We start from the raw sequence: 25,455 nt of genomic DNA, 5'->3' as shown, positions 1-25,455 counted from the left end.
CCATTGAGCTTGACTTCGGTGCCCGACCACTTGCCGAACAGGATGCGGTCGCCGGCCTTGACGTCCAGCGGGACGAGCTTGCCGGCTTCGTCGCGGGCGCCGGAACCAACGGCGATGATCTCGCCTTCCTGCGGCTTTTCCTTCGCCGTGTCGGGGATGATGATGCCGCCGGCGGTCTTGGATTCGGATTCAACCCGACGAACGACCACGCGGTCATGCAGCGGCCGGAAATTCGACTTTGCCATTTTGGATATCCCTGGTGCGGAGGTTGAAAGGTTCTCCGTTGCCGGAGCGTGGTTAGCACTCGCCAGTGGAGAGTGCTAACGTGGCGCTGAAATAGGCTGTGGGCTCGTACTAGTCAAGACGGACGAGGGGACGGCCGAAGAGCAAAGGATTTGGAATCGGCGCGGAAGCCTCGCCCCGTTACGGTGCATCCAACTGCCTAAGCGAGCGTTTCGGCCGTAAGCGCTGGGCCAACTTTCGTCTCTGTTTGGAATGTGAAATTATGTGAAATTAATGGGCCGAGCAGTCGGCCGGAATCGATGGCCAGCCAAACAGTCTTGAGCTTTTTGCAATTCATCATAACCTAAGTGGCATCGCCAAAAGGAGCGCTTATCGCAATCGATGGTCTGCAAATGCCTGCCGAAGCGCCTGGCAATCCTAAAGCAAGGCGCTCGCAATTTGCTTGTTCGGTAGGTTCCGATCAGCAGGTCGAGCGGAATGCTCGTTTTGAGGACGATGTTTGGGATTTCGTGATCGAGGTGGATTGTTTCCGTGGTGAGGTTTGCCGCTTCAGAGAGCCTGAGTCCCGTGTCGACGATTAGATAGACAAGATGGCGTGCCTCCTAGTTGAACCCGTTCAGTGCGCCTTCCGCGAGAATCTCTCCCTGCACGAATTCCGCCGTGAACGCAGCGCGTTGAGCCGCAACGGCACCGGAAAGCCGTGACGATCATGCCGGGTACTGGCGTGTGCTGCGATGTTGTAGGTGGTCACGCGGGCCTTGACGTCATTGCGATCGGAAGACCGAGATTTTCCATCGGCGTCACAGTTTGCGTTACGGTTGTGGCCTCGGAGTTCACAAGCCCAATCGAGCACTGAGACGTTGGCCAAGAGTTAAGAGCTTCGTTCGGCCCTTTCCATTGCTCTGCGGCATCTCCGGAGGGAACTGACAGGTTCGCCGCGATAATCTGCGGCTCGCACCCTCAGAGGCCTCACGCCGGTTTTACCACCCTCGTGGGCCCCACGCCGATTTGACCATAACCCAGATGAAACGAACTGTGCACGAGGAAGTGAATGAACGCCGAATTCCTGCGTTAATAGCAGGATTTTGACCGTAAAGCGCTCCAATGAGTTGGTATTGTCGAAATAGGGGAACACCCATCCGAGTGAGGAGCATCTCAATGTCGCAAGAACTCGACTATCTCAGCCGCTGTTTAGCTGAGGGTCGGCTGAGCCGACGTGAATTTCTCGGACATGCGACGGCGCTCGGCGTTTCAGCCACGTTCGCAAATTCGATCCTCGCCAGCGCTGCGCGCGCATCAATGCGTACTGTTCCAGTTAAGCGCGTTTACGAGAAACCTGTACTGACCCCGCTGGGCCACATGGCGCAGGTCGCTCAGAAATCAGGGGCTGAGGGGCCGGTCCGCGGCGGTGTCATCAGGGGCGGCCTTAGTGGTGCTGGGGCAGCCGACAGTCTCGATCCGGCGACGTCCTCGACGATTATATCAAGGTCGTGGATATGATCAGGCTTACCCAACTGAAGGTCGAGGCCCTGTCGCCTACTGTTGCTTCAACATGTTCAGCGACACCGCGCCATTTGACAACAACGATCTGAGGATGGCGCCAAAGCTCGCCATCGACCGCGAGGAGATGCTCAACACGATCCTGCGCGGGTACGGTACGCTCGGCAAAAACTTCCCGATCAATGCCACGTATCCGCTCTTCTCCGACGATATCGAGCAGCGCGCCTTCGATCCAGACAAGGCCAAGTTCCACTGACAGAAGTCCGACCAGGACGGTCCAATCCTGCTCAGGGCCTCCGGCGTCGCGTTCCCGGGTGCGGTGGATGCCGCCCAGCTCTACCAGCAGAGCTGTGCGAAGGCCGGTATCAACCTTGAGGTCAGGCTACTTTTCTGATGTCTAGGTAAAGCAACCTTTTTCCGCCACCTACTGTCCGGTCGCCCGACTCAGGATCAGACGTACTCGACCACCTATCTATCCACGGCGCCCTGGAACGACACGCACTTCTTCAATGAAAAAGTTCGATAAACTTCCCATCGAGGCGTGCGCCGAACTCGATCAGGATAAGGGCCAAGAACCACTATCGCGAGATGGCCATCATAGTTCGGGACGAGGGCGGTGTGATCGCGCCGATGTTCGCATAGGAAATCGACGCCATCTCTGACAAAGTCGGCGGCTATGTTAGCGGTCCGCGCTCGGGTCTGATGGACGGTTTCGCCTTTAACAAATGCTGGCTCACGGCCTAATTTAATTTGCGCATTCGAGTGGGTGCGTGTCGCAGTGTGCGTGCTGCCCCTTTCTTCTCTCGATTCTTCTTTCGATCCGAATTTTCGCCGGCACCAATGCTTCCGGTGACGTGGCGCAATCTGTCCTCAGCCAGCAGGCGACCCCCGAGGCGCTCGCCAATCTACTCGGCGCTGTAAGCGGGGAAAGGATTTCATGGACCATCGGCCGGCAAAGAAGCGGGCCGCTCGTCTATGACTTAGGGCTGTCGAGCATGAGCAAGACCGTCCTTGCCTTATGGTCTGTGAACTCCGGCTTTGACCTCGCCGAATGGCAGTGGACGTGCGCGCTATCCACTCCGCGCCGCAGTGTGCCGCCTCTCGATCTCGCCGAGCCTTGACCGCTCGCCTATCCTCAAATGCTGGGAATGCGCTATGGATGCCGTCATGAGACAATCGCCTGGCAAACTGAGTACCGAAGCGCGCATCTACGCGAAAAATCTGGCTTACGAGATTGCTCGACGAGAGAGGATAGGCGCGCCTATGCTCGGTCCCGGCGGCAAGGCGACGACGTGGCGCGATGCGCAAGTAGCGCTGCGTCACGCGTTCATGGATGAAGGATCGCCGCCGCGACGGGTAAAGCTTCTTGATGCCGCCGCTACTCGTATGGAGCGCCTCTCTCCCTCTGATCGTGGATTTCGCATCGCGCTATTTTTGGAAGGCAGCCGGCAGGCATCGATATTCGATTTGCGCATGCTGGTGCATGGCAGCCATCCGCTTGAAGGGCTGGAGCACGAAAGAGGAGTAACTGCGCTATGCGCCACCTTCACAACGAAGCGCAGCAAGCGCGACGCTTTTGATGTCGTCCCATCTGTTTACCTTTCCGATCACACCATCGGGCGCCTACGCGAGCGTTCTGAGCAATGGAGTACCCCCGAGGCTGGGTTAGCTGCTCTGCATATCGCGACCGTTGCTGCCGATCTTGCGCGTCCTGACCATCGGTTGAGTTTCTTAAAGATGTCTTCGCTGTCCTGCGCTATCGATGGAGGTATCCTTACGGGAGCGATGCGACGCAGCCACGTCGACCATGGGACCGTTCCCTTATGGGACGTGCGCACGCTGCTCGATGACGATTTCAAACTAGATCCGGCGACTGTTCAGCAGGCCAGTCAGGTCGCCGAGCTTGTCACTCGCGCCCTAGTAGGTGGCGAGAACTGGATGACGATCAGCCTTCGATCGAGGAATAGTGACGCGATCGATTTCGTTGAGCCGCACGAGGATCACGTCACAGCGACGCTGCGCGCTCGAATGGGAGTCAAGCACTGACGCGCGGTGGCGGCGAATAAAAACTCCTCGGTTTTCCGGATGACAAGGCTAGCCGCGCCGGCAGCGTAGACGGCATAGGTGGCCTGTCGACAGCTGACCTCCACGTACCGCTGCCAACCGAACTTGACTTGAATAGGATGCGGTCATGCTCGTCGTGCCGGAACGACGGATTTCTGTGCAGCTACCGAGATAGGGTCGGGATCTGAATGTCAGCTTCTCATTAATAGATGCCGTAGACGCGGCCGGAAGCGGGCGTTCTAAGTGCCCCGTGACGAATGGCAGCTATCCCACCGTCGGTGCCTGAAAGCGGACAGTCTGGAATCGTGAAGAGTTTTGGGCGCCGGCAGGCGTACAAAAGTCCCCGAGGAACGAACCCGCGGGCCACATGCGATGGCTATGGGGATTTCGGATTTCGGCTGGTGTCAGGGATGGCGCGACCGCCGCCGGGAAGCGCCGGGTTTGGTGCGGACGGATCGCCTCGTCTTCCGGCCGCGCGGTATTGTCGGCTCGGAGCGACGAGGGCCGCGGCCCTGTCGGCATCGATGATCACCACGGACGCGCGCGGGTCCATTGCCGGAGGCTGTGTGCCTGTCGCTGAAGGGTGGACCATGCCATGCCGGGTCATGGAGAGTTCTCCCGGTTCGTCGCCGTTTTGTCCGGCGGTCCGCGCGGCTGTCTCCACCGTTCGAATACCTCGATGACGATCATGCGTCCTCCGCAGCACGGGCATTGTGAGCGGAAGTCGTCTGGTTCCGCCGATCGATCGTCCACGGCGGGAGGCGCGACCGCAAGCAACTGGCGGGCCCGATCGAGATTTGCCTTGCGGGAAGCGCCAGCGTTCGAGGAAAGAACGTCTGCCGAATGCATGGTGCCCACGGTGGAGCTCCGATCGGGTCGGCTCACGGACTGTACAAACATGGTCGCTACACATGCGAGGCCGTGGCCAATCGCCGGGTCTTGTCCGCGCTCATATCAGAGGCACGTTGTAGCGCGAGTGCAGTTGGAGTAGCGCAGCCAGTGCGCCTGTCATTGCACCTCCGCCTTAGGCGATGGCAAATTCGAAGGCATGTGCGTTGCATTTGCCCGTAGGCGAGGCGCATCTGTCAGGAAGTTGCCATGACCGCAAGCGAACGCGACAAATCGTAGCAATCGGCTAAACGAATCGGCTATATGGGCCGGTTTGCAAGAGTCGGTTTCATGACACGCGTTCCTTGGACAAAAGATTTTCCAGATGCATTTGTAAATGCGCCGTGGGCGAGTGGCGACAAACGGGTCGCTACTCTAAGCTCGCATGCACTCTATCAGTCCGCAAAGGGTGAGCGGAATTTGGAGGCGGCTATCGCTATAGTCGACGATCTTTACAGCCGAGAATGCGTGCTGTCCCTCGTTGATTATGTTGAAGGTCTGGGCGGTAGGCCAAAAATCGTCAGCCCCTCATGCCAACCAGGTGATTCGAACAATGCGTTGGCAATTGGTTACGCCGAATGGCTTTCTCACGAATTCGATTGGGATGTTGAAACAGAGATATTTCAGCAGAAAACCATTTCGAGAGACAAATCCCCCACTTGGAGGCGAATAGCCAATCGCTGTGAGTTTTACGGCCAAATTGACAAGGGGGCCTCTTATGTCATAGTGGACGACGTCATTACGACTGGTGGAACTTTAGCAGACCTGCGTTCGTTCATTCACCGTAAAGGTGGAACAGTTATAGCTGTCAGCGCTATCGCATCCCGCGAGGGCCGTCCGCAAAAAATAAGGTTGGGCGATGATATTCGGGCAGACTTGGAGCGTTTCTATGGGAACGACCTTGGAAGGTTTTGCCACGACCATCTCGGATTTTCGCACGAGTGTTTCACGGATGGTGAAGCCTATGCGGTCAGAGGATGTTCAGGTTATGTCGATCTCGGAAAGAAAATCCTACGAGCGCGCGACGCGCGAAATGCACGCAGAAGCGCGTAGGATTCTTCACGGCCGCCCGAAACTCGTTAAGCGAGACGAGCTTTAAAAACCGCTAGCGCGCGCTCGCCCGTCGCTGCTCGTCGACCCTTTACCTTACCGCCTTGCCTTACGCCAGCCGGCCGCGCGCGCCTCGGCCTCGCTACAAAACCACTGTTCGTCCTTCAAAGGGCTGATCCGGGTTTCCGCATAATACTCCTGGCCGGGGACGTGATAGATCTTATCGCCGGTTTTAACGCTTATGTTTCCCTTGATGTTGCAGCCGCCGAGAAGGCCGAGGCTGGTCGACTGCTCGCTGACCGTCTCCACCTTGTCGGCATTGGCAGCACGCCAATCCCAAGGTTGATCAAAGCGGCCCTGCCAAACTCCGCGTTGCGCCGCCTTGGCGGCCCCCTGTTCGGCGGCAAATGCGCCACTCGAATAGCGCGGCCAATCTAGAGCGAGGCCTTGTTCAACGAGCCATTTCTGAACGCTTCGGCCGTCGGCGCGACCGCAGTTCCCGACGAGACGCCCGTACCGATCCCGGTCAACAAAGCTGCAATGCAGCGGTCGCGATGCTGCCAGGAACTTGTCTAAGGCTTGCGCAGCGCGGCGCCCGCATGGATAGTCAAAGCCCTTGGCGTCGTCGCAGTGCTGACGGCTCTCGGGCGCGTCGATGCCATTGAAACGAATCCTTTGGCCTGCAATCTCTACTGTGTCGCCATCTATCACGGAGGCGCGGCCTTCCATGGGGCCAGGCAATGGTTCTGTCCAGTTTGTTGTCGTGCTCTGGAGGCCGGCGGTGCTCTGGATCGCGAATTGGGTGACTGCGGCGGCAAGCGTGCCGACGCCGAGGAAGATCAGTCCCAAGAGCGGTCGCGGCAGCCGCCGTGACGGCATTCTTCTGCCGGCGCGCCTTCGCCACCGGTTAGCCTGATTGGCGCCTTGATAACGGTGGTCTTTTCCCACGCCCTCTCTCCCCTAGGAGAGAATGCGTCCATTGCGGAGCAGAGTCCAGATAATCGCATACCCGGGTCGATCGTCGATTCGGCGATGGCAAATCTACCTAGTGGAAGTCAATCTTTTTTGACGACTGCGAGGTGTGTCTTTGGAGACTGATGAGCGCAGGCGTGTCGATCTTCGACGCTATGCGCCTAGCGAGTTCCCGCAATTCGAAAAAGCCGTCAATGCTCATTAGGCTCAACGGTTGGCCTGACGAAGTGTCCCACCGCAAAGGTGCTTTGTCTTGCCTGTACGAAGATCCGTTCATCTCGCAAATGGCATCGTAAATCGCCTGTGCGATCGACATTTCGGCACGGATACGCTCTGCATCTTTTTGGCTATTCACGAGAAGTTTCCCCCAAACCCGCGCTCCCCCTTAGCCGGTTTCATTAGACCTCGCTAGATCAAGCGGATGTGACACGTCGGATAAAATCGATTGATATCGGGGGAGGGAGCACGCCGGGCTTTTTGGTCTTGGTCGTATTGTACGGCATGAAAAATCGGTTCACGCCAATGGCTGTTGGCGTCAGAAGTGTGGGATCGGCGTGACGTTGTTACTCAGAATGAGTCGTCCCGAATAGTTGAGGCTAGAATCGAAATTCGCGTGTTCCTATAGCGCGTGGTTGATCGGGAGGCATCGGCCACGAGCAGCAGATGAGGCATTGCGAGGCTTTGGTCGACCGACGGGATCGGCAGAGGGATGCGGCAAGACACCCATTTCCTGCCAGCCATTCCCCCGATACAGCCGCTCGTCTATCGACCTAGGGCTGTCGAGCATGAGCAAAGCCCGTCCTTGCCTTATGGTCTGAGAACTCCACTTTGACATCGCCGAATGGTAGCTCGTAAATAATACAGTCAAAAGTGTGCATACCGCGGCGGCGACCACATTGTTTCAGTCTTTTCAACAGCGTAAGAATCTGACGGTATTCTTGGCGGTACTCATTGGCTTGTTGATAAAATTTAATCAATCAAACGAATAGGTTATGGGCTTAATTGATGATTGAGTGGGAGTGAGGGGAGAGTGGCGCGCAGTAGGCTAGGCCACGACCGGGCAACCGAACCAGCAGAGTCTATCCAACGACTGGCCGCGACGGTCTTTTTGCGACGATGCTGATCGTTGAAGGCGCGTCTAAAGAAGGTCGAAAATCGATCGATCGATGCCGATAGTGGTTGAAACCGAGCAAGTCGCGGATCGCCGAAATTCGTCTTTGAATTCAAGAGCGCGAAATTTCTGACGCATCGCTGAGACGGTTCTTGGCTGCGCGCAGAAAAATTTGCGCTGAAAAGTCAGCATGTTACGAAAGCTGTGAATAATTGACTGGGAGTAGGGGGGAGTCGCCCGCATTCACGATTAACATCTGGTGAGAAATTTTTCTGAACGGATTATGCTTCGATGAAATCCAAGCGCCAACGCCTGAATTCCGCGATCAAGCCGAACAGGGAGCCTAAGCTCTCGCGCACCCACGCGCCTGCCGACCTTTCGCCGGTCGACTGGCAACGCGGCTTGCGCCGCCAGTTCGGACGCGAGCAGGACTTCGGACTTGAGAATCTGACCAGCGAGCCGTTTTTCTCCGAATTTCGGGTCAGCAATCCTGTTTCGAAGTCCAGCTACCGCGTGGCGATCCGAGGTTTGGGGCCGGGTGGCAATTTCTGTTCATGCCCCGATTATGCCACCAGCGAATTGGGAACCTGCAAGCACCTCGAATTCACACTTGCCCAGTTGAAGAAAAAGCGCGGCGCCAGGACAGCGTTTGCGCGCGGTTACCAGCCGGCATTTTCTGAGTTGTATCTACGCAATGAAGGCAAGCGCTGCGTGTATTTTCGCGCCGGAACGGACTGCCCGCCGGCGGTGGCCGAGGCCGCCGACGGGTTGTTCGATGCCGAACACAACGGGATGCTGCCGGACGAGCGGTTTGGCGAGTTGGAGCGCTTCATGACCGTGGTGTCGAAGTGCGGCCATGAGTTGCGGGCCTATGACGATGCGCTCGATTTTATCGCGGGAAGGCGCGATGCGGACCGGCGCACAGCAAAGCTCGAACAATTGTTCCAGCGCGGTGCCGCCGATCCCAAGCTGCTGGGACTTCTGAAGGTGCCGCTCTATCCCTATCAGGCCGAAGGTGCGCTGTTTGCGGTGCGAACCGGCCGGGCATTGATCGCCGACGATATGGGATTGGGCAAGACCATACAGGCAATTGCCGCAGCTGAAATACTGGCGCGACACTTTGGCGTCTCGAAAGTGCTGGTGGTCTGCCCGACCTCGCTCAAATACCAGTGGCAAAGCGAGATTATGCGTTTCTCGGGGCGGGAAGGTGAAAATGCGGCACGCGTGATCAACGGCGGTCGGGCGCAGCGGCAGATGGACTACGCCTTTGACGATTTCTGCAAGATCACAAATTATGAGAAACTCAAGCCCGATCTCGACCTGATCGCCGCATGGGGACCCGAACTGGTCATCGTCGATGAAGCGCAACGGGTCAAGAACTGGAACACAATTGCCGCGCGCGCATTGAAGCGCATCGATAGCTCCTATGCGATCGTGCTTACCGGGACGCCGTTGGAAAACAAGCTGGAGGAACTGGTGTCCATCGTCCAGTTTGTCGATCAGCACCGGCTGGGGCCGACCTGGAAGCTGCTGCACGAACATCAGGTCAAGGACGATACCGGGCGTGTTACCGGCTACACCGGGCTTGAGAAGGTCAGCCAAACGCTGGCGCCGGTCATGATCCGCCGGCGCAAATCCGAGGTGCTGCGGCAACTGCCCAGCCGGACCGACCAGAATCTGCTGATGCCGATGACCGAGATGCAAATGCTCTATCATCAGGAAAACGCTGACGTGGTGGCGAAAATCGTCCAGCGCTGGCGCAAGACCAGGTTTCTGTCGGACAAGGATCAGCGCCGGCTGACCTGTGCGCTACAGAACATGCGCATGTCGTGCAACAGCACCTATCTGCTGGACCAGGAAACCGATCATGGCGTCAAGGCCGACGAACTGGCGGCGCTGTTCGAGGATTTGTTCGCCGAGCCCGACGCCAAGGCGGTGGTGTTTTCGCAATGGACGCGGACCCACGAGATCGTCATCCGCCGCCTCGAAGCGCGTAAGCTGGGCTACGTCAGCTTCCACGGCGGCGTGCCGTCCGAGAAGCGGCCGGCATTGGTCGAGCGGTTTCGCGACGACCCCGCCTGCCGCGTGTTCCTGTCCACCGATGCCGGCAGCACGGGGCTCAATCTGCAGCATGCTTCGACCCTGGTGAACATGGACTTGCCGTGGAACCCGGCGATCCTCGAACAGCGCATCGCGCGCATTCATCGCATGGGTCAGAAACGGCCGGTGCGGGTCATCAATTTCGTGGCCAAGGGCACCATCGAGGAAGGCATGCTTTCGGTGCTGGCGTTCAAACGCTCTTTGTCGGCGGGAATTCTCGATGGTGCCAGCGGCGAGATTTCGCTCGGCGGTTCGCGTCTCAACCGCTTCATGAAGGACGTGGAAAATGTCACCGGGAGCATGGGTGAGGGCGAGGCCGTAACACCGGCCGAGGAAGTGAGGAACATCGCCGCTGCAGATGCGGCCGGTTCCGCGGAAGATGTAAATGCGGATGTAGACGCCGGAGCGGGCGAGACGGCGATTGCGCGAACTGATGCGGCCGGAGCACCGCCGAGCGTTACGGGTGCCGATCCCTGGCGCGCCTTGCTGCAGGTCGGCGCCCAGTTTGTCGCCGCGCTGGCGTCCGCCAACGATCCCAGCGCACCGGCGCATCCATGGATTGAGCGCGATCTCGCCACCGGCGCGCAAAGCCTCAAAATGCCGCTGCCGCCACCGGAAGCCGCGAGACAACTTGCCGATACGCTTTCTGCACTCGCGGACAGCTTGCGGGGGAAGATTGCATGACGAGCCGTGGCTGAGCGCATGATCGCTTCAATCGCGCAGTACTCTTCACCGCGTAGTCGAGTGCCGCTTCCTCGCAGGCTCATCTCAGCCGGAGATCGCGCACAAAGCCTCTGGGCCATTTTCGCCGCCGGGCACCCGGTCGTATGTCCAAATGGTGAGCATGCTGTTCCCGCGAATTAGTCACTGTCGGTCGCTCATTTGCCATTGCAACTGGAGCAAGATGAGATTCTCCGCCGCCGACCACGGGCTGATGCGCAGGGAAGAGGCATCAGGCGTGGTGGAGATGTTTCGCCAGCACTACAGTCTGCCGCTCATGACGGCGGATTTCTACCGCTACGGCATGGCGTTCCTGAGCGCCGCCGCCACCATCATCAACGAGGTGCGCGGCATCAACCGCTGACGTGCAAGCCGCCGGGCACAATCGAGTGGGAGTAGCGGGCAAACGGCGGCAATAGCATGTTCAAGCCTCCATCAACCTGGAAGACAGGAATTCGATGAAGCGCTGGGTCTTGGCTGGAATAAGGCGAGTTTCGGTGACGGCGTAAATGCTAACCGACGACCCCTGCCATTCGGGCAGGACGCGTCGGAGCCGGCCAGAGGCCAAGTCTTCGGCGACGATCTTCTCGGCAAGCAGGGCGATGCCCTGGTGGTTGACCGCCAGGGCGCGGATCATCCCGACGCTGTTGAGCGTGAAGCGGCCGCGAACGCCGACATCGACCTTGTTCATCTCCTGGTGCAAAGTCCAGGTCGGGCTCCGCGGCATGCAGATGCATTCATGCTCCGCCAGGTCCGCCGGTGTGGCGGGCTCGCCCGACGCTTCGATATAGCCAGGAGACGCATAGAGGTAGCGCGAATGCCGCCCGATCAGGCGAGCGATCAGACTGGAATCTTCCAGTCTGCCGATGCGGATCGCCACATCGAACGGCTCGGCCACCAAATCGACGCGGCGTGGGGTCAGGTCGAATTCGAACGTGATGCCGGGATAGTGCCGCGCGAAATCGCCGATGATCGGCGTGAGGTAAAAAGTAGCGAGGTCGACCGGGAGCGAAACCCGCAGGACGCCGCTGGGCTGCTCAAGCATCGCGCCGAGCTGTTCGTGCGCGAGCCGTGCCTCGTCGACGATTCGCTTGCTCCGTTCAAAATAAAGCTGGCCGGCCTCGGTGAGCTCGATCTTGCGCGTTGTGCGATGCAGCAGTCTCAAGCCGATCGCCTTCTCCAGCTCGCTGATACGTCGCGACAGAGTGGAGTTCGGCATGCCGAGAGCCTCCGCCGCCTTCCGAAAGCTCCTGGCTCTGGCCACCTCCACGAACAGCGCCATGTCGTTCAAATTGTTCAATTCTGCCAGGTTTATCCCGAGATCGGAATGGTGGACAAGGACTCCAACGAATGGAGAACCCGATGAATCCACTGTTCACCCCGGCCCGCATTGGCCGCTATACGCTTCCCAACCGGCTGGTCATGGCGCCCATGACCCGCAGCCGCGCAGCCTTCGACGGTACGCCGGGAGAGCTGGCTGCCGAATATTATGCCCAGCGCGCCGACATCGGCCTGATCGTCACCGAAGGCACTCAGCCCTCGGATGACGGCCAGGGCTATCTCACCACCCCGGGCATCTACACGCCCGCCCATGTCGCCGGCTGGCGGAAGATCATTTCCGCCGTGCACGCCAAAGGCGGCCACATCTTCATCCAGCTCATGCACGCCGGGCGCATGTCGCATCCCGACAACACGCCACATCACCGCCAGGGCGTCGCGCCGTCCGCAATCGCGCCGGGGACGGGCATGTTCACCGCGACCGGGCTGCAGGACATTCCCACGCCGCGCGCGCTGACGACCGAAGAAGTGCGCCGGACCGTCGCCGATTTCCGCCATGCGGCCCGCTCAGCGATCGAGGCCGGCGCCGACGGCATCGAGATTCACGGCGCAAACGCCTACCTCGTCCAGCAGTTCTTCGCGCCGAGCGCCAACGCCCGCACGGACGAATATGGCGGCTCCCTCGAGAACCGCGCCCGCCTCGCCATCGAGGTCGCAACGGCGATCGCCGAGGAGATCGGCGCGGACCGCACCGCGATCCGCCTGTCCCCGGGGACGACCATGTGGGGGATCGACGAAGGCGCCGAAGGGTCGGACCTCTACCGCCATCTTGTCGCCGAGCTCGACAAGCTCGGGCTCGCCTATGTGCATATCATGCACCAGGGCAACGAGCCGTTGCTGGCCGATATTCGCAAGCTCTGGCACCAATCGCTGATCCTCAGCCGGCCGGGTCGTCCGTGCGACCAGATCGGAGCCGACGTAGCTTCGGGGCTGGCCGATCTCGAAGCCTATGGCCAGATGGTCCTTGCCAATCCGGACTTCGTCGTGCGGCTGAAGGCCAATGCGGCGATGAACGAGGCAGACCAAAACACCTTCTTCGGCGGCAACGCGCGAGGCTACATCGATTACCCCGCCCTGAGCGCCTAGGGTACGCGGCCATACCCGTTGTCGAGCTCCAGTGTCCGTCGCCGCTCAGCATTGGCTCGTCGATGCCATGTCTCTCGTTGAGGCAGCGCCGCCCATCATCGAGACCTGGGCGCAAGATTGACTATCAGATCAGGCGGCGGAAGCCGGTGCCAAAATCGAAGCCCTGAACGGATGATCGATCAGGGCTGGGGGAGCTACGGACCGATATCAGTTAATGAGAGGAAATTAGGTTGGATCAATCACCGCGTCCTTCGACTGCCTCGGATAAGAAGGCACTTGCCGAGACCGCAAATTCAAGCGCGACGGGGAAGAAAAAGGTCCTGCTCGTTGGCGCCACAGGGTTCCTCGGAGCCAAGATTCTCCGCAACCTGGCGCATGCTGCGAATGCGACCGTCGTTGCGATGTCGCGTAAGGGCGCGCCCTCAAATGAGAGCGCCGACGTCGAATGGGTGCGCGGCGACATGATGGATCCAGCGTCATTGGATCGTGCGTTGCAGGGCGTGGACGTCGTCGTCAGCTCGGCTAACAGTTACATGCAGGGAAGCCTCGACACGGACTTTGAGGGCAACAAGAATCTTATTGAGACCGCAGCAAGAGCCAATGTTGGCCGATTTGTCTTTCTCAGCATCGTCAGCTGCGAGGCTGCGTCAGCAGTGCCGCATTTCCACGCCAAGAAAGTGGCCGAGGATCTGATCAAGGCCTCCGGTGTGCCATATGTATTTGTCCGCGCGCCCACATTTCTCGATCAAAGCTCAGACATCATTGCGAAGGGTGTGAAAGCTGGCCGGTTCCTGGCGATGGGCGATAAGACTACAAAATGGTCCTATGTTTTGACAGATGATCTGGCCTCATATCTTGCAAAAGCCGCGACGTTTCCTGGTAGTGAAATCAACAACCAAACGATCGATGTCGGCTGGCGCGATGGGCCCAAGAGCCAGCAAGAGGTCGCCGATCTCGTCTCCGAGGTTATAAAGAAACGCCTTAAGGTCCGGGTTGTGCCGTGGCTGGTTTTCCACTTGCTCGCACGCCCGGTAAAGCTGTTTTCCGAGCTTGGGTATGATCTGATTCAGATGTTCCTGTTCTTCAAAAAGGGCGTCTATGTTTCGCATATTTCGAAGCAAGAACACTTCTTTGGACCCGCCCCTACATCCCGAGATGCGATCACGCGATGGGCGAAAAGTCATCAGCTAATTTCCTGATGCATATGGACTGGCTCCCAATAGCAGCGAGACAGAATAATGATGTTGGAAACGGGTTCGTCCGCGCGCTCACGCGCGACAACCATGCTCTCGGATGAGGTGCTGGAACAGACACGTTCCTGGATTGATGCCGGGATCAACCAAGTGTCGGTCACATAATTGCTATGCTTGCCGACTGGCCGGATCGAGGCTGTGATCAGGCCGGCAGGCGGAACTGCTGGCGCAAGGCCTTGTCGAACATCCTCGCAGGCATGAAACGCCGCAGCAGGCTGATCTGCCGCGCGACCTTGCCGACGGTGTAGCGTTGCCGCTGGTGCGCGGCCGTGGCCGCCAGAAGCACTGCGTCCGCCACCTTCTCGGGAGTATCGGCCGTTAGCATAGCGTTCTTGATAAAGGCATGCACCCAAGCGCGCCCTGCGTCGTACTCCTTCATCATGGAATCCGGTTCCAGCGAGTTTTGGTCGAAGGTGCTTTGGACGTTGCCCGGCTCGATCAGCGAGACGCGGACGTTGAAGGCGCGGATTTCGTGGTCGAGCGACTCCGAATAGCCTTCGAGTGCGTGCTTGCTCGCCACGTAATGCGCCGAGTACGGTGCCGGCACGAATCCCAGCGCCGAACTGATGTTGACAATGCGGCCTTCTCCACGACGCCGCATCGAAGGCAACACGGCGTTGGTCATCCGCATGACACCGAACAGGTTGACATCGAACAGGCTCTGAACCTGAGCGACCGAGGACTCTTCGGCACCCCCAAACAGGCCCAAGCCGGCATTGTTGACGAGAACGTCGATACGCCCGGTGCTTGAGAGTACCGTCGAAACGAGCGAAGCCACAGAGGCTTCATCAGTTACGTCACAAGCCAGCATCGTGACCTGGCTCGGTCTCTTGCCACTCGCCTTGCGGCTAGTGCCGAAGACTGTGAAGCCGGCCCGTACTAAGGCCTCGGCACTCGCGTGACCAATGCCGAAGGAGGCTCCCGTTACGAGAGCGGTTTTTTTGGAATTTAAGTTCACCGCTGCCTCCAAAACTCTGGAGCTTCCACCAGCGGCCCACTATTGCATTACACTCAATTATAGAAATTATGATCGTAATGCAATAGCACGGGGCCAGCTTTCAGTGCCGATCGATACGGTTGCGCCGCGAAATGTTCATGATGCCCTCCACTGGCGCTACGGGTGGGCTTGCGTTGCGGCATCAGGCGGCGCGTTGCCGTGTCTTACGGGCAGAGTTTTACGTCTGCCCGCCTAAGTCCTTGAATGCGAGCCCGGCCTTTTTGAGCGAACCGAGGAAGAAATCGACGTCCTCTGGTCTAATGATCCGCATTGCGACCTCCTGCCGGAGGTTCTTGATCAAGCCTGGCGCGTTTTCTTCAAGCCAGACACGCTCGCGCCGGGCGTCCGCTTCATATCCGCCCTCGCCGAAAATCGCGGCCGCGATGGTGTGATAGTTCGCATTGCCGGGAACCGTCGCTTTCCTGATCCACATGGCCGCCTGCGGATAATCGCCGCGAAAATAGGCGCAAAGGGCAAGCGCGGTCTCGTAATAGGCTAAGGGACCCGGATTGCGTGTGCGAGCTTCCTCGACCAGCGGACAGCCGTCGTCCCAGCCTCCTGAAAGCGCCAGCCGATATCCGTATTCGCCCATCAGTTCGGTATCGTTGGGGTTGATGGTCAAGGCACGTTTGCCCACTAGCAGCGCCGCCTCGATCTCTTTGCTGAAATAGAGCGCGAACATTTCCGCCTGCAGGCCGCGGATGTTGAGCGGGTCCAGTTCCACGGCCCGCCTGGCCGCGGCAAGAGCGCGAGCGATCGAGGCCGACGTCGCGGCTTCGTTGGAAGGATAGAGGAATCGAATCTCGTCGATATAGGCCTGCGACAGCAGACCCCAGGCCGTGGCGTAGCCCGGGAAGCGCTCAACGGCCTTCTCCAGGCACGCACGCACCGCTGGAAGTGCCCTTTGATCGAGCTTTGCCCGGTATGCGTAGAAGGAAAGCGTGCAGGAATAGGCAGCCCAATCGTCGGGAGGATTCGAAACGTTGAGCGAGGCGTCCGCCTGATAGATCACGCCGTATGTCTGGGCCAGGCTTGTCGCCACTTTCTGTCCGATATTGGCCTCGGTCTCGAGAAGCGCGGCGACTTTCATCTCTCCATCATAACTGTCCGCCCACAGCACGGACCCGTCGGCGCGGTTGATAAACCTGACCCGAAGCCGGAAGGCATCCGCCGACAGGTGGACGCTTCCCGCAAGAACAAAGCGCGACGGCGCGACCGAATTTTCGGAAGACTGGACGACGATGACGTCCTTGAACTTAGAGAGTTGCCCGACAATTTCCTGTGTCAATCCGCCCGCAATCGCCCTGGAGGCTTCTGTTCCAGAAAGGTCGTCAAACGTCTCGACCAGCACTCGCGGAATCTCAGGCGAAGTCGGGCGGACGCCGCTCCTCGCCAATCCCAATGCCAGAACAGCCAATGCCGCGACGGTAGCCGCAAGAACCACCGTCAGCCATGATGCCTTTATCCATCGAGCAGGGGTCGGGACTTTCTCTGCCCACACAACCGGCAAGGCCGGCTCAATGGTCTCGGGGGTCGCTCGCACCGAGAACGTTGGAACGTAACCACCTTTCGGGATCGTGATGAGAATTGGATCGTCGTGTCCGGCAGTCAGATAGTATCGCTCGAGCCCGCGCCGGAGGTGGCCAGCCTCGATACGGACAATCGGATCCGTCTGCGGGTCGAAGGACATATCGCGGCCGAACACTTCGACTGCGATCGAATAGGCCTTGATACGATCACCGCGACCCGCCAGCGTCTCCTCCACCACATGGCTGAGGAAGCGGCGCTCGCGACCGGTTGCATCGAAGTCCGCGCTGTTGAGGATCCGGGCAAGCTGGGCACGACAAGCCTCTGGGGCGAGCCTATGCCCATTCCCTGCAGCTATTTCCGCCCGGATCATCTTGGTCCCCTCACATGACCTTGCCGGAGCCGCTGTGGTCGGCGACGGCCCACAAGATGGGAATCGGCTTCCGGCTCGATGACGGTTTGTCCCCAGGCGGCCGAGTCCGCAAGCGCCAGCCCGACGCAAAACCCAATGCCCAGCCGCAGCGGCCGAGTTCCCGTGCCGCAAGTCGCTCTTATTACGGCCACGCGAGCCTCCCTGTAAAAAGAACGCTTCCCGATCGAGGTATGACTAAAGTCTAGCGAGTTGAGCAGATACCGCTATTGGCCTTTGGGGAACCGCAGCCCTAGCGGGTGCATCTGTCCGAGGGCAAGGCACTGGAACGCCCGCTGCGATCAGCGCCAGGCCGAGGTAGCGCGGTGCCGCCTTGCCGGATCGACTCCCGCCCTGCGGATCCATTGGATGTCCCTTGGTTCGCCTCACGATCGGGAAGGCCATCCAGGAAGACTGGCCGCGCTAATTGACCTTTGGGAAGGAGGCAGAAACCTATTGCAGCCCAAAATGAGATCGCCCGAAAGGCCGGGAAACTAGTTTTAGTTTAAGTTGCCTGAGGACGACGCGAGCGCCGCCTGGATCGCACCGATCAGCAAGGCGGCAGGGAAGGGTTTTTGGAGATAGGCGCCGCAGCCCAAGCGAACGGCTTCCACCTCGATGGCACCGTCATCGACGGCGGTAATGAAAATGACAGGCAGCCAAGGATCGGAGCTCTGCAAGCGCCGCCTGAGCTCCAGTCCGGAAATCCCACCGAGCTGGATATCGAGCACGACGCACAAGATCGAGCTTGCCGGGTCGCGACCGAGAAAGGTTTCAGCCGATCCATAACCCTCAGTCGGAAATCCATGGGCGTTGAGCAGGCGCTCGACACTCCTCCGCATGCTGGGATCGTCCTCTACGACGGCTATCCTGCCTGGCAGGCTTTCCAAGGCGCGCCCCTTTCCCGTCTTGGCATCTGGGTAACCACATCCGGACGGTAGGCATAACCGGGCGCGTATGATACTGGCCTAAGGGGCAGAACCGCCTCTTTTTGGGGCGTTCAGGAGTCCCAGTCGCTCGGCGATCGACACCATCTCGGCCAGCGAATTCACTTTAAGCTTCTCCATGATCGCGTGCCTGTGGGCCTTCACCGTCCTTTCGGACGTGCCAAGTTCGAAAGCCACCTGCTTGTTGCGCTTACCGCGCACGACCATGTCGAAGACCTGAAACTCGCGCGGCGTCAGGCCGGCTGCGAGTGCATGAAGCTTGTCGATTCTATGATGCTCGGCGCAGCGTTTCTCGTTCTGCAGCAGCGCACGATTGATGGCCTCCAGCAGGTCCTTGGCCGAGACGGGCTTCTCCAGAAAATCCTCGGCACCCGCCTTGATGGCGCGAACAGTCGTGGCGATATCGCCGTGCCCGGTGAGGAAGACGGTCGGCAAAAGCGGCGCCTCTTGTGAAAGGCGGTCCTGCAGATCCGCGCCGCTCAGGCCGGGCATCTGCAGGTCGAGCAGTATGCAGCCTGGTTCCGCTGTCGGCAGGCGCGAAAGGATCTCTTCACCCGAACCGTAGGAAGCTACTCGAAACCCGGATGCCTCGACCAGCCGGCCGAGAGCCGTTCGAAACGACGCGTCGTCGTCGACAATGTGGATGACCGGTGTCATTGGATGCTCTGCGCCAGCGGCAGGTCGAAGCGAAAGACGGTGCCGCCCTCCGGGCGGTTGGCTGCCCAGATCCTGCCGCCATACGTCTCGATGATCGTCCGCGTGATGGACAGGCCTAGTCCGGTGCCTGCCGGCTTGGTGGTGTAGAAGGGATCGAAGACTGCGGCAAGCCGCTCATTGGGGATGCCGACGCCCGTATCCGAAATCGAGAGCTCGACCGTGGAGTTGTTGGTAATAGCGGTCTGGAATTCGAGTCTCCGCTCTGGCGAAGCCTTCTCATCCATCGCATCCATCGCATTCATCGCGAGATTGATGATGACCTGCTGGATGTGAACCCTGTCGGCGCGCACGGGCAGGTGCCTGGCCCCCCGAACCGAACGGACGGATACTTTCTGGCGTTCGGCTTCGGCGTGCAGGATGTTGATTGAACTGTCGAGAACCTCGTTGAGGTCGAAATCCTGCCAATCGATCTCGCCCCGCTTCTTGAGCATTTTGCGCAGGCGCTGAATGATGTCTCCCGCGCGCTGGTCATCGTCCTTTATGTCGGCGATGATCTGTTGGATGAGCTTGAGGTCGGGCTGATCGCTCTGAAGCAGTATCTCGGCCGCTTCCGCGTTGCTGCGTATCGCGCCGAGCGGCTGGTTGAGTTCATGCGCGATCGACGCGGACAGGGCGCCCGCCGTTGCGGACTGGTTGAGATGGACGACCTCGAGCAGGCGATGACTCGACTGGATTTCAGCTGCATGCCGGCGGCGACGCTCGTAGAACAGTCCGAGGATCGCCAGGCTCTGCGCCAGCAAGGCCAAGCCGACGAGGGTGATCTGCCATCGATACGTCTCCCAAAGCGTCGGCGTATAGTGAAGGATATTGGCGTCGTCCCGGAGGCTGGCCTTGTCCAAACCCCAGCGTTCTAGTTGACGCCAGTCGAGGACCGGAAAGTTGGTCGCATAGACAATCTGCGGAGCGGATTCGTCACCGGAAATACGTTCAATGACCTTGGCCGCAATGTCTTCGCCGATGGACCGATACGTCCCCATGTTGCCGCCCACTATTCCCAGGCCGACATACGAACTCAGCAGACCGTAGCTCGGCGCACCGGAAACCGCCGCGATTTTCGCGGCGGCATCGCGGGGGCGATACTTCGTGCCGCTGGCATCCTCGAAAATCGTAAGGATGAGCAGGATGGTCTGTGCCGTCAACTCTGTTTCGGCCATCATCGATTCGAGCGTGAGGCCGGAGAGATACTCAACGGGCAGATCGTGATATCTGTCGCCTAGGATCTGCCGGGCATTGTCCTGCCAGGATCGACCGAATTCAGCCGATCCAGACACCACCACGATCCGTCGAGCGTCGGGCTGCAGGCCGATTGCGAGATCGGTCGTCTTCGCGATGTCGTAAGCGCTGACCACCCCTTTCATGTCCGGCCGGGGAGAAAGTCGCTTCAGCGACCTCTCGCTCAGGTCTCCAAAGATGATGGCGGCGGTCGGGGCAATGGGGCTACGATGATCCAATATGAAGCGCAAAGCTTCAGGGCCGACCGCGACAACCACGTGAAGAGGAATGCTTTCGAATTTTGCGTGCAAACCATCAGCCAAACGTCGCAGATGGTCCGGTGTAGAAAAACGGCCGCTATCCAGGAATTCCGTATAGATCTCCAGCTTCGTCGTCGCCAGCTTTCCGAGGCCCTTTGCCAGTCCGTCGGCGATCTCGATGGCAGATGTCATCGTGCTGCTATCCTGGTGCAGGATCAAAATACGGTGGACGGCCGGGTCGGCGCTCGCAGTCGCAATGGTCAGGCTCGCTTGAAACGCAAGAATGGCGGCCGCTGACAGGACGTTTCGGGTCGATCGTCCGTTGTAACTTCTGATAAGGGCCGTTTTGGAGACCGCCGACGCAAGTCGACCTAAGCAGCGGATTGCTCGTACGGTCAGCCTGAGGATCCCCGGCGGGTTGCAGGTTTGTGAGGCAAAGAACGCGATCACGAGAGGAAGCAAGGAGCGGGCGTGCGACGGCAAGGCCAAGCAGGATAGAGCCAGCATCGTGCGCACCATGCGGAAACGCTCCTCTGCCAGCCCACCCCAGCCAATATTAGCAGCCGTCTGCGTCATGCGGACAGTAACCCAGGCAACCCCGTACTGGTGAAGATCAGGGCAAGGTGGGCACGAACTCTGGGGTGAGCTGATGCCCGCCCCCCGCGGCTGTGTCCGCCTGGATCACCTTGGTTCCCTCACCTGACGTTCTGGGGTGACTACTCCCAGTTATATTTCATTTTTCGCCGGTTACCCTCGCTGCGTAATTTACATCCGCGAGCCTGTTCTTGCAATACTCCCAGTATTCTGAACGGATAACGGTGGGATGACGGCGACGGTTCGCGGAATGCGCCGGCGGATGACAACGGATCAACAGGTAGGCGGCCTGACCGGCAAGCGCAATTTGATTTGCGATTTTATAAGCTTGGTTCCGACCGAGCTCGCGCTATGGATGTTCAGAAATTACCCTGTCACCCACGTAACTTACATTCCGCAGCCGCCTCCATGCGATAGGCTAGGGTGGTCTCGGGATACGAGTTGCGCCATGAGGATGGACGACGAACCGGCTGATAGACGAAGAGCGGTCTCGGCGGCAGTGCGTCGATTCCCGCAATTTGAATTGGCGATCCATCGGCTGATGGACCGAAGTGAAGGCTTTCACGATATGTGCGAGGAACTTGCAGAAGCGGAGCTCGCACTGTCGAGGATCGACAAGGTCCCGCCGGCATTGCGCGAGTCCAGACGAGCCGAATGGCAGGAACTGGTGGATCGGTTGGTTGGGGAAGTCGGAGCCGTGCTGCACACGGATGCGGCCCGGAAACCGCATGTCATTCCTTGGCCGCCACGCCAGAACTAAGCGGAGGCCGGCTTGGAATTTCTGTCTGGCAAGCGTAACCCAAAGCCTGTTCTTCTCGCGTTCCCAACCCACGGCGCCCCGACAGCGGACCGACGGCTTCGGATTCCGCACGGGAATGTCCCTGTTGTTCCCGGAGTAGGCCCAGAACTGTCCGTCCGTGACAGCCACGAACCAAATGTACCGTTGTCGATATGAAAGACGATTGGAATCCGATATCCATTAGCTGAGCAGCGCGAATGCATATATGTTGTCACTGCGATCTGCGCGAGACGATCGAATCGGACATGAAGTAAAAGACGGAATTAGAGGGGACTTCGATATGGGAATCATCCGAGCTCTGGTGTTGGCTTCGGCGGGAACAGCGGCAGCGCTGTTTGCGGTGCCGGCGATCGCTGCGGACGCTGCGACGCAACTTCCTGAAGCCGCACCCGTGCCTGCTGAAGCCGCACCGGCCTGGACCTTCACCGCAGAGCCCTATTTCTGGATGGCAGGCATAAAGGGCAGGGTCGGCGTCAGGGGCTTGTCGCCGGTAGATATCGACGTCGATTTCGGCCAGATTTTCGACCACATCGATTGGTCTCCCCCGCCGGTCATGCTTGCCGGTGAGGCGCGCAATGGCCGCTACGCTCTTTTCACCGACTTCATCTATCTGGGACTCGAGGCCGATGGCACGTCGCCCGGCCCGTTGGCTCTTTTTTCAGCCGAAGCGAACTTGAACACGGTGGTGTGGACCTTCGGCGGCTCCTATCGGGTCGTCGACAATGGCACCGCGACCTTGGACGTTCTGGCCGGCGGACGGCTCTGGTACCTAGATGCGGATTTGACCGTTACTGGCCCTCTCGCCACGAGGGAGGCCAGCGGCAGCAAGACCTGGGTCGACCCCGTGATTGGTGTGGCCGGCGATGTTGCTCTCGGTAACGGTTTCGGACTCCATGGCGAGGCGGATGTCGGTGGCTTCGGCCTTGGCGCCGACATCGATTGGCAAGTGCAGGGCACGCTTCAATACCGGTACAGTGATTCGGTCACGCTGGAAGCGGGCTATCGCTACCTTGCCGTAGACTACGAGGACGACGGATTTGTGTTTGACATAGCAATGCAGGGACCAATCATCGGCGCCAGATTTCGGTTCTGATCGGATCTGCGCCGGCGATTTTTAAATAGATCACGGTCGCGTGTCTGAGGTTCGCGCTAGCAGTGCAGTGCTGATCGTTTTCACTCCCGGTTGCGGGGGCGGCTTTCGCGACCCGAGGTCGCTTTGGGACGACTTCGAACGGGAGAAGAGTTTGGGAAACTGTTTCGTGGGTCTGTCCACAGTCAGACGTATCAGCAACGTTTTGTTGGCGTCGGCGTTGGTTGGCCTGCTGTGGGGGTGCGCGTCCCGTCCGACGAATGTGCTGCTGCCCGTGGCCGATACCTCTCCTTCCTCAAGCAAGGTGGAGATGCTGGTCACAACGACACGCAGTCGTTCCTCCAATCCGGCACAAATGTATACGGGCGAGCGCGGACTGGCCCCCTCGTTCGCGGAGATTACGGTGTCGATCCCTCCGGCATCGGTCCGCAAGGTTGGAGAGGTCGCATGGCCCAAGAAGCTGCCATCAAACCCGGCGACTGATTTCGCAGTCGTGCAGGCCCAGGAATTGACGCTCCAGACAGCGAAGGGGTGGCTTAGCGCCTCCGTCAGGAAGAGCCCGGATCACAGCGTCCTCGTCTTCATTCACGGATTCAACAATCGCTTTGAAGACTCGGTCTATCGTTTTGCGCAGATCGCAAAGGACACCGGCACGCAGAGCGTTCCGATCCTGGTCACATGGCCCTCCCGAGGCAGTGCGCTGGCCTATGGCTACGATCGTGAAAGCACCAACTACACGCGAAATGCGCTTGAGCTGCTGTTCCAATATCTTGCACGCGATTCTGAAATAAAGGAAGTTTCGATCCTCGCCCATTCGATGGGCAACTGGCTTGCGTTGGAAGGCTTGCGCCAGATGGCCATCCGCAATGGCGGCCTTCCGGCGAAGTTCAAAAACGTCATGCTGGCCGCGCCTGACGTCGATGTCGACGTGTTTCGCACTCAGATTGCCGACATGGGCAAACAGCACCCGCAGTTCACCCTCTTTGTCTCGCAGGACGATCGCGCGCTGAAAGTTTCGCGACGGGTCTGGGGCGATATCCCCCGGCTCGGATCGATTGATCCGGAACAAGCTCCATACAAGGAAGAACTCGCCACCAACAACATAACCGTCATCGATCTGACCAAAGTCAAATCCGGAGATCCTTTGCATCACGGCAAGTTCGCGGAGTCACCGCAGATCGTGCAACTGATCGGGGCGCGTATGGCCGGCGGCCAGACGTTGACCGACAACAGGATAGGCCTCGGCGACACGATCATCCACGCAACGACCGGTGCGGCGGCAGCGGCCGGCAGCGCGGCAGGGCTGGTGATTGCGGCACCTGTTGCGGCGGTCGATCAAAACAGCAGGGAAAATCTTGGCAATCACATCAGCGCCTTGACGGGTTCCCAGACCAGCCAGAAATCGAACCCTAGCAGTAAGGATTGCGCTGCCTCCTCTCCGACTAGGAAAGACTGCAAGAAATAATCATTCGTCGAAGCCAAAGCGGCAGCACTGAAGCCGATGACGGGGAGAGTCAACCGCATCCGCAGGAACGTTGCCGCGGTCCTGTCTGGGCTGAAAGGGGGAATGATTGCACCGCATCACTCGGATCTCGCTTGCCATCATCCTTTCGCTAGCCGTCGCAATCCTGACTGCCTGGGCCGGACTTGCCATGTGGTATCGTCTGCCTGCGGCTGAGCTTGGACGGGCTGTGGCCGGCGTCCTTTTCATCTTGTTCGGCCTCGCCACTATCATCGCGCTGTTCAGCCGGTTTCGCATCAGGGCGCTTGTCCTGTTTGCAGTTGCGTTTGCTGTGGTTCTGGTTTGGTGGAGCACCATCAGGCCTTTCGATCACGCGGACTGGGCGCCCGACGTCGCCCGTCAGGTGACCGGCACCCGCGACGGGAACCTGTTGACGCTGACTGATGTGCGCGACTTCGAATGGCGTAGCGCTACTGATTTCACCGAACGCTGGACAACGCGGACCTACGACCTCTCCAACCTTCAGACGGTCGACCTCTTCATGTCTTATTGGTCCGGGACCAAAATCGCCCATGTCATCATAAGCTTCGGCTTTGCAGGAGGTGACTATCTTGCCTGGTCGATTGAGGTGCGACGCCAGGGAGGCGGCAAGTTTTCTCCCATGGCAGACCTGTTCAAGAGCAATCCGCTGGTCATTATTGCGGCTGACGAGCGAGACGTCGTCGGCGTCAGGTCAAACATTCGGGGAGAGGATGTCCAAATCTATCGGCTAAAAGTGTCACCGGAAGCGGCCCGGGCGCTCTTGCTGGAATACGTCTTGGACGCAAATGCACTTTCCACGACTCCAGAATTCTATAATTCCATCACGACGAACTGCACGACCACGATCGTCAAGATGATGCGAGCGGTCGGTGACGTGGTCCCCCTTGACTGGCGCCTCATCGTTAACGGCTACCTTCCCGAATATGCGTATGCACAGGGTGCACTCGACACCCGCTTGCCATTGTCAGACTTAAGAGCGTTAGCCCACATAGACGAGCGCGCACGAAAGTCAGGCCTGTCGCCGGATTTTTCGAGATTGATCCGTGTTGGCGTACCGTCTCCGCCCTAAGTGCG

At 59.2% G+C, this 25,455-nt stretch carries 19 protein-coding genes and 3 pseudogenes; 13 read left to right on the top strand and 9 right to left on the bottom strand.

All coding sequences use genetic code 11. The features are described from left to right. On the bottom strand, positions 1 to 245 hold a 245-nt coding region (locus AC0L14_RS29650; protein WP_352679943.1), incomplete at its 3' end, for a co-chaperone GroES. Positions 246 to 1,401: 1,156 nt separating this feature from the next. On the opposite strand from AC0L14_RS29650, the gene AC0L14_RS29645 reads away from it, so the two are divergent. The 4 genes and pseudogenes from AC0L14_RS29645 to AC0L14_RS29630 all read left to right on the top strand — a co-directional run bounded on the left by AC0L14_RS29645 (position 1,402) and on the right by AC0L14_RS29630 (position 3,789). Further along, the gene (locus AC0L14_RS29645) at positions 1,402 to 1,743 is read left to right on the top strand and encodes a twin-arginine translocation signal domain-containing protein (RefSeq protein ID WP_473751614.1); all 342 of its coding nucleotides are present in this window, start codon (positions 1,402 to 1,404) and stop codon (positions 1,741 to 1,743) included. Between the two features lie 13 nt (positions 1,744 to 1,756). After that, a pseudogene (locus tag AC0L14_RS29640) lies at positions 1,757 to 2,487 on the top strand (ABC transporter substrate-binding protein); the annotation flags it as partial. Positions 2,488 to 2,513: 26 nt separating this feature from the next. Beyond that, positions 2,514 to 2,864, top strand: coding sequence for a hypothetical protein (locus tag AC0L14_RS29635; protein ID WP_473751613.1), 351 nt, complete (start codon positions 2,514 to 2,516; stop codon positions 2,862 to 2,864). Positions 2,865 to 2,898: 34 nt separating this feature from the next. Then, on the top strand, positions 2,899 to 3,789 hold the full coding sequence (locus tag AC0L14_RS29630; RefSeq protein ID WP_473751612.1) for a hypothetical protein: 891 nt from the start codon (positions 2,899 to 2,901) through the stop codon (positions 3,787 to 3,789). 621 nt (positions 3,790 to 4,410) lie between these two features. On the opposite strand, the pseudogene AC0L14_RS29625 reads toward AC0L14_RS29630, so the two are convergent. Continuing rightward, positions 4,411 to 4,626: pseudogene (locus AC0L14_RS29625) on the bottom strand (IS91 family transposase); the annotation flags it as partial. A gap of 360 nt (positions 4,627 to 4,986) precedes the next feature. On the opposite strand from AC0L14_RS29625, the gene AC0L14_RS29620 reads away from it, so the two are divergent. Next, on the top strand, positions 4,987 to 5,748 hold the full coding sequence (locus AC0L14_RS29620) for a hypothetical protein (protein ID WP_473751611.1): 762 nt from the start codon (positions 4,987 to 4,989) through the stop codon (positions 5,746 to 5,748). Positions 5,749 to 5,841: 93 nt separating this feature from the next. Here the strand turns inward: AC0L14_RS29620 and AC0L14_RS29615 are convergent, their stop codons facing one another. Beyond that, entirely contained in the window at positions 5,842 to 6,594 is a 753-nt protein-coding gene (locus AC0L14_RS29615; protein WP_473751610.1) for a thermonuclease family protein, read from the bottom strand. A gap of 1,525 nt (positions 6,595 to 8,119) precedes the next feature. Here AC0L14_RS29615 and AC0L14_RS29610 point away from each other — a divergent pair. Together AC0L14_RS29610 and AC0L14_RS29605 are read left to right on the top strand one after the other, a co-directional pair. Next, entirely contained in the window at positions 8,120 to 10,612 is a 2,493-nt protein-coding gene (locus tag AC0L14_RS29610; protein ID WP_473751609.1) for a DEAD/DEAH box helicase, read from the top strand. A gap of 313 nt (positions 10,613 to 10,925) precedes the next feature. Beyond that, positions 10,926 to 11,047 (top strand): annotated as a pseudogene (locus tag AC0L14_RS29605) (GMP synthase (glutamine-hydrolyzing)); the annotation flags it as partial. Positions 11,048 to 11,072: 25 nt separating this feature from the next. Here AC0L14_RS29605 and AC0L14_RS29600 read toward each other — a convergent pair. Next, positions 11,073 to 11,948, bottom strand: coding sequence for a LysR family transcriptional regulator (locus tag AC0L14_RS29600; RefSeq protein ID WP_473751608.1), 876 nt, complete (start codon positions 11,946 to 11,948; stop codon positions 11,073 to 11,075). Positions 11,949 to 11,998: 50 nt separating this feature from the next. Here AC0L14_RS29600 and AC0L14_RS29595 point away from each other — a divergent pair, with 50 nt between their 5' ends. Both AC0L14_RS29595 and AC0L14_RS29590 read left to right on the top strand, forming a co-directional pair. Beyond that, positions 11,999 to 13,072 carry an alkene reductase gene (locus AC0L14_RS29595; RefSeq protein WP_473751607.1) on the top strand — a complete coding sequence of 358 codons (1,074 nt, stop codon included), beginning with the start codon at positions 11,999 to 12,001 and terminating at the stop codon, positions 13,070 to 13,072. Between the two features lie 230 nt (positions 13,073 to 13,302). Further along, the gene (locus AC0L14_RS29590; protein WP_473529626.1) at positions 13,303 to 14,271 is read left to right on the top strand and encodes an SDR family oxidoreductase; all 969 of its coding nucleotides are present in this window, start codon (positions 13,303 to 13,305) and stop codon (positions 14,269 to 14,271) included. Between the two features lie 196 nt (positions 14,272 to 14,467). Here the strand turns inward: AC0L14_RS29590 and AC0L14_RS29585 are convergent, their stop codons facing one another. The 5 genes from AC0L14_RS29585 to AC0L14_RS29565 all read right to left on the bottom strand — a co-directional run bounded on the left by AC0L14_RS29585 (position 14,468) and on the right by AC0L14_RS29565 (position 20,970). Continuing rightward, complete coding sequence (locus tag AC0L14_RS29585; protein WP_473751617.1) at positions 14,468 to 15,283, bottom strand: oxidoreductase; 816 nt, start codon at positions 15,281 to 15,283, stop codon at positions 14,468 to 14,470. Between the two features lie 217 nt (positions 15,284 to 15,500). Then, on the bottom strand, positions 15,501 to 17,222 hold the full coding sequence (locus AC0L14_RS29580) for a hypothetical protein (protein ID WP_473751606.1): 1,722 nt from the start codon (positions 17,220 to 17,222) through the stop codon (positions 15,501 to 15,503). Positions 17,223 to 17,758: 536 nt separating this feature from the next. Continuing rightward, on the bottom strand, positions 17,759 to 18,148 hold the full coding sequence (locus tag AC0L14_RS29575) for a response regulator transcription factor (protein WP_473751605.1): 390 nt from the start codon (positions 18,146 to 18,148) through the stop codon (positions 17,759 to 17,761). Between the two features lie 78 nt (positions 18,149 to 18,226). Further along, positions 18,227 to 18,862: a response regulator transcription factor gene (locus AC0L14_RS29570; protein ID WP_473529622.1), complete on the bottom strand. Its 636-nt coding sequence runs from the start codon at positions 18,860 to 18,862 to the stop codon at positions 18,227 to 18,229. Then, positions 18,859 to 20,970, bottom strand: coding sequence for an ATP-binding protein (locus tag AC0L14_RS29565; RefSeq protein WP_473529621.1), 2,112 nt, complete (start codon positions 20,968 to 20,970; stop codon positions 18,859 to 18,861). Before AC0L14_RS29565 ends, AC0L14_RS29570 begins: the two co-directional genes overlap by 4 nt. Before the next feature lie 466 nt (positions 20,971 to 21,436). Here AC0L14_RS29565 and AC0L14_RS29560 point away from each other — a divergent pair, with 466 nt between their 5' ends. From AC0L14_RS29560 to AC0L14_RS29545, 4 genes are all read left to right on the top strand, one after another. Beyond that, positions 21,437 to 21,748, top strand: coding sequence for a hypothetical protein (locus tag AC0L14_RS29560; RefSeq protein ID WP_473751604.1), 312 nt, complete (start codon positions 21,437 to 21,439; stop codon positions 21,746 to 21,748). A gap of 244 nt (positions 21,749 to 21,992) precedes the next feature. After that, on the top strand, positions 21,993 to 22,880 hold the full coding sequence (locus tag AC0L14_RS29555) for a porin family protein (RefSeq protein WP_473751603.1): 888 nt from the start codon (positions 21,993 to 21,995) through the stop codon (positions 22,878 to 22,880). A gap of 172 nt (positions 22,881 to 23,052) precedes the next feature. After that, positions 23,053 to 24,342 carry an alpha/beta hydrolase gene (locus tag AC0L14_RS29550; RefSeq protein ID WP_473751616.1) on the top strand — a complete coding sequence of 430 codons (1,290 nt, stop codon included), beginning with the start codon at positions 23,053 to 23,055 and terminating at the stop codon, positions 24,340 to 24,342. A 106-nt stretch (positions 24,343 to 24,448) separates the two neighbouring features. Next, positions 24,449 to 25,450: an Lnb N-terminal periplasmic domain-containing protein gene (locus tag AC0L14_RS29545; protein WP_473751602.1), complete on the top strand. Its 1,002-nt coding sequence runs from the start codon at positions 24,449 to 24,451 to the stop codon at positions 25,448 to 25,450. The last annotated feature ends 5 nt before the right edge of the window (positions 25,451 to 25,455 follow it).

The sequence above is a fragment of the Mesorhizobium sp. WSM4841 genome (genome assembly GCF_055811515.1).
This window is presented reverse-complemented; position numbering and strand designations above follow the sequence as displayed.

Bases quoted from the DNA above. Each gene is read 5' to 3' on its own strand.
- AC0L14_RS29595 (WP_473751607.1), top strand. From the start codon at position 11,999: ATGGAGAACCCGATGAATCCACTGTTCACCCCGGCCCGCATTGGCCGC.
- AC0L14_RS29610 (WP_473751609.1), top strand. From the start codon at position 8,120: ATGAAATCCAAGCGCCAACGCCTGAATTCCGCGATCAAGCCGAACAGG.
- AC0L14_RS29565 (WP_473529621.1), bottom strand. From the start codon at position 20,970: ATGACGCAGACGGCTGCTAATATTGGCTGGGGTGGGCTGGCAGAGGAG.
- AC0L14_RS29630 (WP_473751612.1), top strand. From the start codon at position 2,899: ATGGATGCCGTCATGAGACAATCGCCTGGCAAACTGAGTACCGAAGCG.
- AC0L14_RS29570 (WP_473529622.1), bottom strand. From the start codon at position 18,862: ATGACACCGGTCATCCACATTGTCGACGACGACGCGTCGTTTCGAACG.
- AC0L14_RS29560 (WP_473751604.1), top strand. From the start codon at position 21,437: ATGAGGATGGACGACGAACCGGCTGATAGACGAAGAGCGGTCTCGGCG.
- AC0L14_RS29645 (WP_473751614.1), top strand. From the start codon at position 1,402: ATGTCGCAAGAACTCGACTATCTCAGCCGCTGTTTAGCTGAGGGTCGG.
- AC0L14_RS29620 (WP_473751611.1), top strand. From the start codon at position 4,987: ATGACACGCGTTCCTTGGACAAAAGATTTTCCAGATGCATTTGTAAAT.
- AC0L14_RS29555 (WP_473751603.1), top strand. From the start codon at position 21,993: ATGTTGTCACTGCGATCTGCGCGAGACGATCGAATCGGACATGAAGTA.
- AC0L14_RS29580 (WP_473751606.1), bottom strand. From the start codon at position 17,222: ATGATCCGGGCGGAAATAGCTGCAGGGAATGGGCATAGGCTCGCCCCA.